Here is a 14415-nt window from a genome sequence, read left to right as displayed (position 1 = left end):
GCGAAGTTATCATTAGCGCATGCCGGACTCGCCACTGGTCCTCGACCTCGCGCTCACCATCCGCCACGACGGCCACGGCGGTGTCGCAGACGATCTCACCGATCCGGACGGGCTGACCGTCTGGGTGCGTCAACGACTGCCGGAACTGGGGGAGTTCACCGCGGACGCCGGGACGCTCGCGGCGGTACGGGACCTCCGTGCCGCAGTCCGTGCCCTGTTCGCAAAGGCCGTACGCCCCGCGGAGCCGAGCCCGGCGGACGCGCGCCGGCTGCTTCCAGAGTCCGAGGCGGTGGCCCGGCTGAACGCGGCCGCCGCGCGCGTCCCTGTCGTACCGGTCTTCGACTGGACCGGTGAGCCCGCCTCCCTATTGCGGCCCGTCGCCGCCGCGACGCCGGCCGACGTACTGGTGGCCGAGCTGGCGCGGGCAGCCATCGCCTTCCTCGCCGGACCGGATCGGGGCAGACTGCGGGCCTGCCATGCCCCGCGCTGCGTGCGCTACTTCCTCAAGGAGCATCCGCGCCAGGAGTGGTGCAAACCCTCCTGCGGCAACCGCGCCCGCGTAGCCAGACACCATGAACGCCACCGCAAGGAGTCGCTGTGATCCGGGACCTGTACAACGTGCGCGCCGTCGGGGACGACGGCGAGCGCACTCCGCTCACGCCGGAGGGGGAGAGGGGGCGTACTCCGCTCACGCCCGAGGAGGAGCAGCGGGCCCGCCGCGTCCTGTTCGCGGAACTCGGTAACGCCCTCGCCGACCACGGCGAGGTCTCCTTCCCCGCCCACACCCCGCCCGAGCGGCTCCGGCTGATCGAGGTCGGCCGCGCGCTGAGCGCCCACTGGGGCATTCCGGTCGTGGTCGAGCCGGAGGACGAGGTGCGGATGCGGCTGTATCTGCCCGGGGAGGTCGGCGGAGACGGCCGGGGCGGAGAGCGGGCGAGGCTCGGCTCCTGAACGAGATCCTTCGTATTCCTTGACGAGAATATCCCCATGGGGGAATACTTCCTGTCATGGAGCGCATCGCAGCCGCGCTCGGCGACGCCGCACGCTGGCGCCTCGTCGAGCTGCTCGCCGGACGGCCCCGGTCCGTCGGTGAGCTGGCCGAGTTGACCGGGCTGCGGCAGCCGCAGACGACCAAGCACCTCCAGACCCTCGTGCGGGCCGGGCTCGCCACGGTGCATCCGCTCGGGCAGCGGCGTGTCTACGCCGTCGAGCCCGCCACGCTCGCGGAGTTCGGGCGGCGCGTGGGCGCTCTGGCGGACATGGCGGTCGCGCAGCAGGGGGAGTTGGACGTCCTCGCGCGCTACCGGGCCGCCGTGGAGGCGGAGGCGGCCGCGGCGGACCGTGGCGGCGACCGGTGGGCGGACGGACGGACCTTCGTGTTCGAGCGCCGGTTCGCCGCGGACCGCGCCACGGTGTGGCGGCACTGGGTCGAGCCGGACCTGCTCGCCTCCTGGTGGGTCCCGCCGTCCATGACGGTCACGGACTGCGTGCTCGAACCGGAGGAGGGCGGCCGCGCCGTCCTCGACTACCGCGACGCGGACGGCAGTTACCGCTCGTCCGGCCGCGTACAGGAGGCGGTCGAAGGCGAGCGGCTCGTGTTCGACCTGTCGGTGCACGACGCCGACGGCGGGATCAGCTTCTCCGGTCACTACGACCTGACCCTCGCGGAGGCGGACGGGGGCACGGCGCTCCGCCTCGCACTCGGCCTCTCCGGCGCCGCCGTCGAGGCGGCTCCCTTCATCGCCGGCATCGAGACAGGCTGGGGCCAAGTGCTCGACCAGCTCGCCGCCGCCCTTGCCTCAACTCGCCCTGCTCGTAAGGGAAGCGCCGCCCAGTAAGGCACCCGGCGAACAAGTAATCCGCCAAGTAAGGCATCCCGCACCCGCCGAGCGAGGCGCCACAAGGAATCGCGCCACCGACAGCACCGCCAACGACGCCTGACCGACCCGAGAGGACCCACCATGAACGCCGCCACCCCGCGCAAGGTGACCGCCAACATCAGCCTCACCCTCGACGGGCGCTACCACGGCGCAGGAGGGCCTGGTGACATGGGCGCGATCATCCCGTACGCCGTCACCGACACCGCCCGCGACCACCTCGCCCGCATCTGGCAGGACAAGACCACGGCCGTCTTCGGGCGGGGCAACGCGCTCGGCTTCGTGGGCTACTGGTCGGCGGTCGCCGAGGACGAGAACGCCGATCCGCGCGACCGTGGCTACGCCCGGTGGCTTGCGGGTGCGGAGAAGGTCGTCTTCTCGACCACCCTGACCGAGGCGCCCTGGGAGCGGACCAGGGTCGTCGACGGGCCGGTCGAGGAGGTCATCCGTGACCTCAAGGCGAGCGGCGAGGGGGACATCCTCGTCAACACGGCGCCCAGCATCCTCAAGCCGCTGCTCGCCGCCGACCTCGTGGACCGCCTGTACCTGATGATCTGCCCCGAGATCGCAGGCGGCGGCGAACGGCTCTTCGAGGACGGGCTGCCCGCCGGGCAGTGGAACCTCACTCACCAGGAGTCGGGCAAGCTGGGCGAACTGGCCCTGGTCTACGACCGCGTCCGCTGACCCGCGAGCCTCCTCATGCGCTCGGCCGCGACTGCCGGAGGCCGAGCAACGGGAGCCACACCTCGTCGACGATCTCCACGAGCGACTCGTCCGGCACCGCGCCCATCTTCAGGAGCATGTCGTGCCGGACGAGATCGAACGGCAGGTCCAGGACGCGGGGCGAGCGGGGCGCCGCCGGCAGCTCGCCGCGCTCGACCGCGCGCCCGACGATCGTCCGGAACGGCGGCTCGCCCTGCGGGCGGAGGCGGTTGCGCAGGTCCTCGAAGCTCGAGCCCGTATCGCGGAAGTAGTCCGTCAGCTGGACCCGCAGCAGGATCACCAGGCGGCCGCGCTCGGCGTTGAGCGTACGCAGGAGGGTGAGCGCGTCCTCGCGGAGGCTGCCGGTGTCGGGGACCGGCAGCGGCCGCCAGTGCTTCGCGAGGGAAGCGAGCAGCAGGTCCTCGCGTGTGGGCCAGCGGCGATAGAGAACGGGCCGGCTCGTACCGGCGCGGGCGGCGACCGCCTCGAAGGTGAAGCCGCTGTACCCCTGCTCGACCAGCACCTCCCAGGCCGCGTCGAGGAGCGCGCCCTCGAGCGCCTGCCCGCGCCGACGCGTCGCCGTCGCGCCGGCGCGGCCGCGAGTGGTCCCGCTGCCGTCCTCACCCATGGCGCCTCACCCCTTTTAGGTGCGTTTGCGCATCTTATCCCGGAGTCGTACCGTCGAAACTAGATACAGGTCCGTATCTTAAGTTCCGTGCCCGTCGTCCAGGAGCGCAGCCCCATGAGCACCACCGCCAAGGCCACCGCCACCGTCAATGCCGCCGTCATCGAGTCCTTCGACGAGCCGCCGCACTACCGGGTCATCCCGGAGCCGCAGCCCGGACCCGGCCAGGAGGTCGTGGACGTGCTCGCCGTCGGAGTGCACCGGGCCACGAAGGGCATCGCGGCCGGCAAGCACTACACGAGCCCCACGGCGCTGCCGGCCCTCGCCGGCGCCGACGCCGTGGTGCGCCGGGCCGACGGAAGCCTCGGCTTCGTGATGGTGATGGGCGCCGGCACCCTCGCCGAGCGCATCGCCGTCGATCCGGCCGTCGTGATCCCGGTACCGTCCGAGGCGGACCCCGCGACCCTCGTGGCCACGATGAACCCGGCGCTGTCGTCCTGGGTAGCGCTCAAGGCCCGCGTGCCGGACATCACCGGCAAGTCGGTGCTGATCATCGGCGCCACCGGGAACGCGGGATCCATGGCGGTCAAGGTCGCCCGGCATCTTGGCGCCGGCCGCGTCATCGCCGCCGGACGCAACCGCGCCCGCCTCGACCAGCTCCGGTCCGAAGGCGCCGACGAGGTGATCGCACTGACCGACGACGCCGACGCCACCGCGAAGGCGTACGCCGGGGCCGCGGCCGAGGTCGACGTCGTCCTCGACTACGTCTGGGGCCCGCCCACCGAACTCGCCATGCAGGCCGTACTCTCCGCCCGTACCGAGCACACCCGGCTCCTCGACTGGGTCCAGATCGGCGGAATGGGCGGCCTGGACATCACGCTGGCCGGCCACTTCCTGCGCTCCAACGCGTTCCGCGTCCTGGGCAGCGGCTTCGGCTCGGTCGCCATGGAGGACTGCGCTTTCGACGAGCTCGCAGCCGCGATCACCGCGGGCGCGATGACGGTGCGGCCGCACCCCTTCCCGCTGGCGGAGGTCGAGGCGGCGTGGGCACACGAGGACGCGCAGGGCGAACGTACGGTCATCACGCTCTGAGCCTTGAGCGGCATCGATTTCCGATCCCTAGGGCCCGTCGCGCTCCAAGTCCCAGAGTTCGTCACACTCCGAGTCCCGGTGGAACCGAGAATCGAACTCCCGGGGCCCGCACCCCCCCGACCGGCGTACGCTGAGGTCCCTGAAGGCCACGGCGTGCACCGGCTCCCCGCGCCCGCGCACCACCGCGGCAGGGGGGTGCACCATGAGCGAGCACGGCATACCTCCGGGACGGCGCGGCCCCCTGGCCGGCGTGGCCCGGACGCGGCGCACGCTGTTCGAGCGCGAAGGCGAACTCGCCGCCGTGGACGAGGCGTTGAGCGAGCTGGCCGGACTCGAACCCGAAGGGGTCGACCCGCTCGACCGGCCGCGCGGCGCGCTGCTCGCGTTCTCCGGGCGGGCCGGGATCGGCAAGACCAGCCTCATCGCGGAAGTGCGCCGACGCGCCCTCGCCAAGGGTTGCACCGTGCTCGCCGCACGCGGCGGCGACCAGGAGCAGCACGTCGCCTTCCACGTCGCGCGCCAGCTCGTGCAGCCGCTGCTCGCCGGGGCCTCCCAAGAGGAGATCCGCTCGACACTGGGCAGTTGGTACGACATCGTCGGCCCCGCGCTCGGCCTGTGCGCCCCGGCGGAAGGCGCACCGCCCGACCCCCAGGGCCTGCGCGACGGACTCGACTGGGTGCTCACCCACCTCGCCGTGCAGCGGGCACCAATGGTGCTCGTGCTCGACGACGCGCACTGGGCCGACCGCGAGTCCCTCAGCTGGCTCGCCGCCTTCGCGCCCCGCGCGGAACAGCTGCCGCTGCTGCTCGTCGTCGCCTACCGGCCGGATGAACTCCCGGATTACGCCGAGGAGTTCAGGGGCCTGCCGGGGCGGGCCGGACAGCGGCCCATCGACCTGGAACCGCTCAGCGCGCACGCCATCGCCCGGCTCGTCCGCGCCTCCGTGGGCGCGCACGCCGACGACGCGTTCTGCCGCGAGACCTGGGCCGTCACCGCGGGCAACCCCTTCGAGGCCGTCGAGGTGACCGCCAAGGTGCGCGACCGCGGCCTCGAACCGAACGAGGCCTGCGCGCACCTGCTCCGCGACCTGGCCGCCGCGGTCAAGGGCAGCGGCCTGGTCGCCCGGCTCGAACGGCTCGGCACCTCCACCGTGCGCTTCGCCTGGGCCTGCGCCGTGCTCGGCACCGAGATCTCACCGCACCTGGCCGCCGCCGTCGCCGGACTCGGCGGCGAAGAGGCCGGGGACTGCGCGGACCGGCTGCGCGGCGCCCGTATCCTCACCGGCGCAGACACCCTCGAATTCGTGCACCCCCTGATCGCCACGGCCGTCTACCGCGCCATCCCCGGCGGCGTCCGCGTGGCCCTGCACGGGCAGGCCGCCTGGGCGGTCATCAACGAAGGACTCGGCGCCGGCGCCGCGGCCCGCCACCTCATGGAGACCCACCCCGACGGCGATACCTGGGTGGTCGACCAACTGCGCGCCGCCGCAAGGGAGGTGCAGCGCGCGGGCGCCCCCGACGCCGCCCGCCGCTACCTCGCCCGCGCCCTGCGCGAACCGCCGCCCGCCGAGGAACGGGCCGCCGTGCTCTACGAGTTGGGGTGCGCCTCCCTGCTCACCGAACCGGCCACCACCGTCAACCACCTCAGGGCCGCACTGGCCGAGCCGATCGGCGACCCCGCCCTGCGGCACGGCATCGTCTACCGGCTCTCGCAGGTGCTCGCCCACTCCGACCGCCTCGCCGAAGCCTCCGCCACCCTGGAACAGGGCACACGCCTCGCCCAGGACGCCCGCGTACGGCTGCGGATGCAGGCCGAGCAGTTCATGTGGGACGCCTTCCGGTCCGACGAACCCGACTCACCGGCCCGCTCGCGGCGCCTGGCCCGGCTCGCCGACCGGCTCACCGGCCGGGACCTGACCGAGCGCTACATCATCGGGCTGCGCGCCTGGGACGCCACGCTGCGCGCCGAACCCGCCGAGGTCGCCGTGCACCACGCCGAGCGCGCCCTCGTCGGCGGGCTCGGCTGGGCCGAGGAGGACCGCGGCTTCGAGGTGCCGGTCCTGGTGGCCCTCGCCTTCCTCTACGCCGACCGGCCGGGGCGGGCCGAGGAGCTGTTCGCCGCGGGCATCGCCGACTTCGAGCGCCAGGGCTGGCGCGGCGCCCACCTCTCGTTCGGCTACACGCTGCTCGGCTACGTCCGGCTGCGCCGCGGCCGGCTCGCCGAGGCCGAGGACTTCGCCCGGGCCGGGCTGCGGCTGGCGGAACGCGTCGGCCGGCGCACCCCCGTCCACTGGTATGCGGTGAGCATCCTGATCGAGATCCTGCTCGCCCGGGGGCGGGTCACCGAGGCCTCCCACATCGGCGAGGAGTGCGGGTTCGGACCGCCGTTCCCGGCCGCCGTCACCTTCCCCGACGCGCAGACCGTGTACGGCGAACTCCTGCTCGCCCGAGGTGAGTTGCGTGCCGCCGCAGCCGAACTCGCCGCGGCGGGACGGCGCCTGGACCCGCGCGGCATGCGCAACCCCGCCTGGTGCCCCTGGCTCCTGCACCTCGCCCGGGCCGAGGCCCACGAGGCACCCGCCCGCGCCGCCGGCCTCGCGCAGGAGGCGGTGCAGCGCGCCCGGCAGTACGGCACTGCGTCCGCCGTCGGCCAGGCCCTGCGCATCACCGCCGAGGTCGGCCCGTCCGGAGAGCGGGCCAAACTCCTCGAGGAGTCGGTGTCCCAGCTCGAACGCTCACCGGCCGGCCACGAGCTCGCCTGCTCCCTGGTCGCGCTCGGCGCGGAGCTGCGCCGTACCGGGCAGCCCGCCGACGCCGCCGACCACCTCTACCGCGGACTCGACGCGGCCGTGCAGTGCGGCGCGGACGGCCTGGTCGAGCAGGCGCGGGACGAGCTGGCCGCCATGGGGCAGCGCCCGCGCCGCCTGCACGTCACCGGGACCGACACCCTCACCGCACGCGAGCGCGCGGCCGCCGCGCTGGCCGTGCGCGGGGAGACCACCGCGGCCATCGCACAGGACCTGCGCCTGGACGAGCCCACCGTCGTCCGCCTCCTGTCGGCCGTGTACCGCAAGGTCGGCACGGACCTCGGCGGCCTGGGCACGGCCTTGGGGGAGCCGCCGGCCGACCGGACATGAGGGGCGCGTACGCACTCCGGAGATCACCTCCGCCGGACCCGCGGTGAGCGGAGCGCACGGGTTCCGGGACCGCTCCCGCCGCACCCGCCCCGGGCCTTCCGACGAGCCCGGTCCCCGGCGTCGGGAAACCCGCGCAGCCACGTACCATGGGCGCATGTCCTTCCTCCGCCGCCGCAGCGCTCCCACCCCCGCCGGGCCGGACTTCGACGTCCTCGCCATGGACCCGGGAGACTGGCCGGGCAACCTCGGCGCGGGCCTGCTGCCCGCCCCCGACGGCAGCTGCCAGGGCGTCTTCCTGCGCTATGACCTGTTCGGCGGCCGCGGCCCCGCGATGGTGATCGGGAACCTGCCCGAGGGCTCCCCGGCCCGCGAGCTGGGCGAGAAGCAGGTCCCGTTCGAGGTCGCGCAGCTGCTGCTCGCGCTGGAGAACGAGGAGGAGGTCGAGGTCCTCGAGACGGAGGACGTGCCGGTGATGCAGGGGGACAACCTGCTGATCGTGCGCCGCCTCAAGCTGTCCGAGAGCCGGATCTCCTGCGTGCAGTTCGACCGCAGCGACAATGTGCTCGTGACGATCGCGGCCTGGGACCGTCCCATCACGGACGACCTGTACGCGCTCCTGAAGCCGCTGCCGGCGGAGATGTTCCAGCAGGGCTGAGTCCGGAGGGCTCGGAGCACACCCGAGACACCGAAGGGGCCGCGGCACACGCCGCGGCCCCTTCGCATGCTGCCCATCCGCTTGCCGGTCAGGCTGCCGTCAACCGCGCGAGGACTTCACCTCCACGTCGGCCGCCCGCACGAACGCCACCCGGTGCCCGAACTGGATCTCGTAGTACTCGTCCTTGCCGCGCACCACCTTGTGCCCGGAGGTGTCGAAGACCGGCGCGAAGTAGTACTCGCCGGGCGTTTTGCCGCCCACCGCGTACTCCTGGCCGGCGAGCAGCTTGTACGGGAGCGGCGAGACCGGCTGCGGGGGGATCCCCGTGCCCTCGTACGCGGCCGCCTCCGGGTAGGCCCGGCCGTACACCGGCACTTCCGCACGCCCGGCCTTCGGCGTGATCACGGTGCCCGCCGCGTCCACGGCAGTCGGCTGCTTCTTCGGGTTCTCGAACCAGGCCTTCTGGCCCAGATACCAGATCGCCGTCCAGTCGCCCCGGCGCTCGGCGACCGCGTACTGCTGACCGGTGGAGACCCGCGAGCCGAGGTCGTTCACGCCGATCGTGGACGGGCTGCCGTCCGGCCGCAGACCGATGTCCTTGATGAGGGGCGCGTCCTTGCGCGGCTCGGTGTACAGCCGCACCGCGCTCGACCCGTGCGCCGGGCACTTCTCGCCGGCCTTGGTGCAGCCGGTGAACTCCGGGGTGTGCTCCTCGTACTCCGGCAGGATCGTCACCAGGCCGCCGCTGGGCGGGGCGCTGCGGTGGAAGGGCTTGCCGAGCAGCGTGAAGTAGTGCTGCCAGTCCCAGTACGGGCCGGGGTCGGTGTGCATCTGGCGGATGTTGGCCGTGGTCGGGCCCGGCACGGTGTCGTGGCCGAGGATGTGCTGACGGTTCAGCGGGATGTCGTACCGCTTGGCCAGGTACTTCACCAGGCGGGCCGACGACCGGTACATCGCCTCCGTGTACCAGGTGTCGGGCTGGGTCAGGAAGCCCTCGTGCTCCAGGCCGATGGACTTGCTGTTGATGTACCAGTTGCCCGCGTGCCAGCCCACGTCCTTGAGCTTCAGATGCTGGGCGATGTGCCCGTCGGTGGCGCGCAGCGAGTACTGCCAGGACACGTACGTGGGGTCCTGGACCAGCTTGAGCACCGTGTCCCAGCGGCCCTCGGTGTCGTGCACCACGATGTAGTCGATCGACTGGTCCACCGGCCGGTTCGCCTTGTCGTGGTTGCCGTAGTCGCCCTCGCCGAACTCCTCGTACGGAGCCGGGATCCACTCGCAGGACACCGTGGGCGGGCAGTCGGTCGCGCCCTCCGCCGCGCGTCGCAGACCGAGCCCTTCGAGCTGCGCGGCATCGGGCGTGGCGGCCTCGGTCGCCGCGAGCGTGACGCGGTCGCCGGAGTCCGTCGTGCGCGCGGCGCCGTCGCGGATCACGGCCATGACCTCGTTCGCGTACGAGGCGGCCGTGGCCTTGTCGTCGGCGCCGGAGTAGGCGGCGATGGCCCCGTACCAGTCCGAGGGGTCGTCGCTCAGCGGCTTGCCGGCCTTCTTCTGCGCCTCGGCGAGCAGGGCCGCACCGCCGCGCAGGTTCGCCGCAGGGTCGGTGCGCAGCTGCTCGGGGGAGATGCCGGTCAGCTCGGCCGCGCGGGTCAACGTCTTGAGCCGGTCGGGCAGTTCGGAGGCGTCGGGCAGCTTCGCCTCCGGGACGCGCGCGGGGCGGGAGGAGTCCCCACGCGCGTCCTCGTCGCCGTGGCCGTGATGCGGAGCCTCGGCCTTGAGGGCGGTGGCGGCGTCCGTGAGGTGCATCGGACCGTAGCCACCGGCCACACTCGGCGCACCGCCGTGCCCGTCCCAGCGCGACTGCAGATACGCCACGCCGAGCAGGACGCTCTGCGGGACCTGGTACTCGGCCGCCGCCGCGCCGAACGCCGACTGGAGCCGGCTCTGCGGCGCCTGCTGCCCGGACGGCGCGGCCGCCACGAGCGGAAGCAGCAGCGCGGCCGTGGCGACCGCACCCGCCTTCCTCGGCACTCGTCTGCGGACGGCAGCGGCCTGGGCGGGGTGGGGTCGTCGTCGCAAAGCAGCCTCCGGGACGGTGGGGCGCCAAGGGCGCGTGGGGCGTACGGGGCCGGGCGAGGACAGTGGTACCGCTTGCCCGACGATCCGTCAATCATGCGACAGCGCACGGGATTTCCCACGTCAGCGCGTGGTTCGGCGGTTTCCGTCCCGGTGGTCGCGCGGCCTGCGCCGCGTCAGTGGAATGGACCAATGCGCGCCGTTGAGCAGGCAGGATGACGAGCCGCCACCTCGGTGTGGCGTCTCGCTATGCGGTCAGCCGGCGACCGCTGCCAGGGCGCGGTCCACCTGATCGGGCGACAGGGCGTGTTCGATGGCGAGGATGCCCGCGCCGACCGCCGCGGCGTTCTCGCCCGTACGGCTCGGCTCGATCCGCAGCACGTGCGTGGCCAGCGGGTGCGAACGCCGGTACACCGCCTCGCGCACCCCGGCGAGCAGCTGGTCGTGCACGGCGGCGAGCGCACCGCCGACCACCACGGTGTCCGGGTTGAAGAAGTTCACCAGTCCGGCCAGGACCTCGCCGACCGCGCGTCCGGCCTCGCGGACCATCCGTACCGCGTCCCGGTTGCCGGACTTGACCAGCCGGACGACATCGCTGCCGCTCGCGGCGTCCACGCCCAGTTCGGTGAGGCGCCGCGCGAGCGCCCCGCCGCCGGCCACGGCCTCCAGGCAGCCGGAGTTCCCGCACCGGCAGGGCTCGGTGTCGTCGGCCACGCGGATGTGGCCGATGTCGCCGGCGCTGCCCTGGGCCCCGCGGTGCAACCGGCTGTCGGCGATGATGCCGCAGCCGATGCCCGTGCCGACCTTGATGTACAGCAGATAGCGGGTCTCCGGGAAGGCGAGGCGCTGCTCGGCGAGTGCCATCACGTTCACGTCGTTGTCGACGAGGGCGCGCACGCCGAAGCGGTCGGCGAAGAACTCCGGGATGGGGTAGTGGTGCCAGCCGGGCATGATCGGCGGGTCGACCGGGCGGCCCGTGGTGAACTCCACCGGGCCCGGCACCCCGACGCCGATCGCCTGCAGCGTCTCCGGGGCGTGCGCGGCCTCCTTGAGCAGCGCGTGCAGCGTCTTCTCCACATGCCCGAGCACCGCCTGCGGCCCGTCCGCGATCGACAGCGGGTCCTCGCGCTGGGCGAGTGTGGCGCCGGTGAGGTCGAGCAGTGCGACCCGGCAGTGTGAGGCGCCCAAGTCGACCCCCGCGACGGCGTGTTCGCCCCGGCGCAGCTGGAGCCGGCGGGGCGGTCTGCCGCCCGTGGAGCCGCCGTCGGCGTTGTCCTCCAGGACGAACCCGTGGGCGATCAGGGCGTCCACGCGCTGCGACACCGTGGAGCGGGCCAGGCCCGTCAGGCGCGCGATGTCGGCCCTCGTCTCCACGGAGCCCGAGCGGATCAGCGCGAGCACAGCGCCCGCGGAGGCGGAGGATTCGGGGGCCGTCGGCATGGCGTCACCATAGAGGCCCTCTTCCGCTGCTTACAAGGCTGCTGGTGTTCGACCATCGACATAAGTCCCCGTCAAAAACCTTGTGCAGAACGTTACTTGGACCCTTGACAGGTAGAAGCGCGGCCAGGACATTGCTCGGCGGTGGGTTGCAGAAACCGCTATCTGTCGCATGACGCCGAGCGACCGCCGAGAACCGCGAACGACCGCCGCACGACTGCCGAACGTCCGTCACGGGTTTGCCGAAGGACTGCCGAGGGAGATCTGCATATGCCGGCCACGCGCGAGGCCCCGCCGCCGGGCGGGGGAGCGGCACCACTGCTCACGATGCGGAACGTGTCCAAGAGCTTTCTCGGCGTACGGGTGCTCCACGACGTGAGCCTCGACCTCGCCGCCGGCGAGGTGCACGCCCTCGTGGGCGAGAACGGCGCGGGCAAGTCGACCCTGATGAAAGTGCTGGCCGGCGAGCACGTGCCGGACAGCGGCACCATCGAACTCGACGGCACGACCCATGCGTTCACCCACCCGCAGCAGGCGCAGGCGGCCGGAGTGGGCATCATCCACCAGGAGTTCGCGCTCCTGGAGCACCGCACCGTGGCCGAGAACGTCTTCCTCGGCCGCGAGCCCACCCGCTACGGCATGGTCGACCGCCGGGCCATGGAACGCCGCACCGGCGAACTCCTCGCCGAGCTCGGGGAGAGCGGTGTCTCGCCGCGCGCCCATGTCCGCGACCTGTCCGTGGCCCGCCGGCAGACCGTGGAGATCGTGAAGGCGCTCGCCTCCGACGTCCGCGTCCTTGTGATGGACGAGCCGACGGCGCCGCTCGCCGAGCACGAGGCCCGGCTCCTGCACGCGCTCGTGCGGCGGCTCGCGGACCGCGGTCTCGGCATCCTCTACATCTCGCACCGCCTGCGCGAGGTCTTCGAACTCTCGCACCGCATCACGGTGTTGAAGGACGGCCGGCACGTCACCACCGTGCCGACCGCCGACACCGACACCGACACGATCGTCCGCGCCATGGTCGGACGCGAACTCGGCGCCTACTACCCGCCGCGTGCCAGGCCCGGCGAGACGGGCGGCACCGCCCTGACGCTGCGCGGCGGCGGCAACCGCCGGCTGCACGGCATCGACCTGGACCTGCGCTCCGGCGAGGTCACCGGGATCGCCGGCCTCCAGGGCTCGGGACGCACCTCGCTCGCACGGGCCCTGTTCGGCGCCGCACCCTTCACCGAGGGCGACATGACTGTCGGCGGCCGCACGCTCCGGCCCCGCAGCCCCCGCGAGGCCATCCGCGCCGGCATCGCGCTCGTCACAGAGGACCGCAAGGGCGAAGGGCTCGCACTGCGCCAGTCCGTACGCGACAACGCCCTGCTCGTCACCCGCGCCGTCCCCGGACAGCAGCACGCGAGCGCCGCGCGCGGTCTCGCCGGCCTCCTCGACCGCGTACGGCTCCAGGCCCGCGGCGGCTCCGACCAGCAGGTGCAGTTCCTGTCCGGGGGCAACCAGCAGAAGGTCGTCATCGCCAAATGGCTCGCCGCCGCCCCCAAGGTGCTGCTCTTCGACGAGCCCACCCGCGGCGTCGACGTCGGCGCCAAGGCCGCCATCCACACCCTCGTACGCGACCTGGCCAAGGAAGGCCTCGCCGTCCTGATCATCTCCTCCGAACTGCCCGAACTCATCGGCATGAGCGACCGCATCCTCGTGATGAGCGACGGCCGGCTCGCCGGTGAACTGCCCGCCGGCGCCCCGGAGGAGGACATCATGCGCCTCGCCACGGGGCCCGCAGACGAAGGGACGGCCGCCGCATGACCCCGACGGCACTCGCCCCGGCCGTGGCGCAGCCCGGCCCGAAGCCGCGCCGGGTGAAGCTCACCGATCCGGCCGTCGGCGTCTGGCTCGCGGCCGCCGTCGTGATCGTGCTCGGCTGGCTGATCGTCACGCTCGACGGCGGCAGCTTCTTCGCCCGCGCCAACATCACCACGATCCTGTCGAACTGCGTGGCACTTGGCCTGGTCGCCGTGGGCCAGAGCGCGGTGATCCTCACCGGATCGCTCGACCTGTCCGTGGCGTATCTGATCTCGCTCGGCACGCTCGTGGCCGCCGAGACCATGCAGGACGGCAGCGTGGTCACCGGCGTCCTCGCCGTCCTGGCGCTGTCCGTGGCGGTGGGCCTGGCGAACGGCCTGATCGTCACCGGGCTCAAGGTGAACGCCTTCATCGCCACCCTCGGCACGGCGTTCATCCTGCGCGGCTGGATCGAGGACAACTACACCGGGCCGGCAGGCCAAGTACCCGCCTCCTTCCGGCACTTGGGGTACGACCGCATCGGACCCGTGCCCGTCTCCGTCTTCCTGCTCGCCGCCGTCGCAGCCGCGGTGTGGTTCCTGACCCGCCGCACCCGCCTCGGCCACCACATGTACGCCACCGGCGGCGACGAACACGCGGCCCGCCTCTCCGGGGTCCGCACCCGCCGCACCGTGGTCGTCGCACACGTCATCTGCTCGCTGTGCGTGGGCGCCGCCGCGCTGTTCCTCGCCTCCCGGCTGGGCGCGGGCGCTCCCTGGGCCGGCACCGAGGCGCGCTACGACCTGGAGTCCATCGCGGCCGTGGTGCTCGGCGGCACGGCGCTCGCGGGCGGCCGCGGGGGAGTGGCGGGCACGCTCGGCGGGGTGCTGATCCTCGCCGTCCTCGACAGCGTCTTCAACCAGCTGTCCGTCGACCCCTTCTTCAAGAACGTCGTACGCGGCGTCGTGATCATCGCGGCCGTCGCCCTGTACGCCCGGCGCGGAAGGAAGACCGCATGACCAGCGAAGCG

General features: G+C 73.0%; 12 protein-coding genes. 9 read left to right on the top strand and 3 right to left on the bottom strand.

The genetic code is table 11. The features are described 5' to 3' along the window. Positions 1 to 19: 19 nt before the first annotated feature. The 4 genes from BLT97_RS15310 (at position 20) to BLT97_RS15295 (ending at position 2561) form a co-directional block, all read left to right on the top strand. Entirely contained in the window at positions 20 to 601 is a 582-nt protein-coding gene (locus BLT97_RS15310) for a CGNR zinc finger domain-containing protein (RefSeq protein ID WP_093610321.1), read from the top strand. Next, the gene (locus tag BLT97_RS15305; RefSeq protein ID WP_093610319.1) at positions 598 to 951 is read left to right on the top strand and encodes a hypothetical protein; all 354 of its coding nucleotides are present in this window, start codon (positions 598 to 600) and stop codon (positions 949 to 951) included. Before BLT97_RS15310 ends, BLT97_RS15305 begins: the two co-directional genes overlap by 4 nt. A 56-nt stretch (positions 952 to 1007) precedes the next feature. Continuing rightward, positions 1008 to 1838 carry a metalloregulator ArsR/SmtB family transcription factor gene (locus tag BLT97_RS15300; RefSeq protein ID WP_093610317.1) on the top strand — a complete coding sequence of 277 codons (831 nt, stop codon included), beginning with the start codon at positions 1008 to 1010 and terminating at the stop codon, positions 1836 to 1838. 123 nt (positions 1839 to 1961) lie between these two features. Continuing rightward, positions 1962 to 2561, top strand: a complete 600-nt coding sequence (locus tag BLT97_RS15295) for a dihydrofolate reductase family protein (protein ID WP_093610315.1) — start codon at positions 1962 to 1964, stop codon at positions 2559 to 2561. A gap of 13 nt (positions 2562 to 2574) precedes the next feature. Here the strand turns inward: BLT97_RS15295 and BLT97_RS15290 are convergent, their stop codons facing one another. Further along, positions 2575 to 3207 carry a TetR/AcrR family transcriptional regulator gene (locus BLT97_RS15290; RefSeq protein ID WP_093610313.1) on the bottom strand — a complete coding sequence of 211 codons (633 nt, stop codon included), beginning with the start codon at positions 3205 to 3207 and terminating at the stop codon, positions 2575 to 2577. A gap of 114 nt (positions 3208 to 3321) precedes the next feature. Here BLT97_RS15290 and BLT97_RS15285 point away from each other — a divergent pair, with 114 nt between their 5' ends. The 3 genes from BLT97_RS15285 to BLT97_RS15270 all read left to right on the top strand — a co-directional run bounded on the left by BLT97_RS15285 (position 3322) and on the right by BLT97_RS15270 (position 8087). Continuing rightward, positions 3322 to 4296: a quinone oxidoreductase family protein gene (locus BLT97_RS15285; RefSeq protein WP_093610311.1), complete on the top strand. Its 975-nt coding sequence runs from the start codon at positions 3322 to 3324 to the stop codon at positions 4294 to 4296. A 202-nt stretch (positions 4297 to 4498) separates the two neighbouring features. After that, on the top strand, positions 4499 to 7432 hold the full coding sequence (locus tag BLT97_RS15275) for an ATP-binding protein (protein WP_093610307.1): 2934 nt from the start codon (positions 4499 to 4501) through the stop codon (positions 7430 to 7432). Between the two features lie 154 nt (positions 7433 to 7586). Beyond that, a complete protein-coding gene (locus tag BLT97_RS15270; RefSeq protein WP_093610305.1) occupies positions 7587 to 8087 on the top strand; it encodes a hypothetical protein in 501 nt (166 codons plus the stop codon). Positions 8088 to 8186: 99 nt separating this feature from the next. Here the strand turns inward: BLT97_RS15270 and BLT97_RS15265 are convergent, their stop codons facing one another. Further along, entirely contained in the window at positions 8187 to 10118 is a 1932-nt protein-coding gene (locus BLT97_RS15265) for an N-acetylmuramoyl-L-alanine amidase (protein ID WP_093610303.1), read from the bottom strand. Between the two features lie 300 nt (positions 10119 to 10418). Then, a complete protein-coding gene (locus BLT97_RS15260) occupies positions 10419 to 11603 on the bottom strand; it encodes an ROK family transcriptional regulator (protein WP_093610301.1) in 1185 nt (394 codons plus the stop codon). Positions 11604 to 11918: 315 nt separating this feature from the next. Between BLT97_RS15260 and BLT97_RS15255 the strand changes: the two genes are divergently transcribed. Then, complete coding sequence (locus BLT97_RS15255) at positions 11919 to 13409, top strand: sugar ABC transporter ATP-binding protein (RefSeq protein ID WP_093610894.1); 1491 nt, start codon at positions 11919 to 11921, stop codon at positions 13407 to 13409. Next, the gene (locus BLT97_RS15250) at positions 13406 to 14404 is read left to right on the top strand and encodes an ABC transporter permease (RefSeq protein ID WP_093610299.1); all 999 of its coding nucleotides are present in this window, start codon (positions 13406 to 13408) and stop codon (positions 14402 to 14404) included. Before BLT97_RS15255 ends, BLT97_RS15250 begins: the two co-directional genes overlap by 4 nt. The last annotated feature ends 11 nt before the right edge of the window (positions 14405 to 14415 follow it).

The organism is Streptomyces indicus (assembly GCF_900100315.1).
Classification (GTDB): domain Bacteria; phylum Actinomycetota; class Actinomycetes; order Streptomycetales; family Streptomycetaceae; genus Streptomyces; species Streptomyces indicus.
The sequence above is the reverse complement of the archived record's forward strand: the minus strand, read 5'-3'. Positions and strand labels throughout refer to the sequence as shown.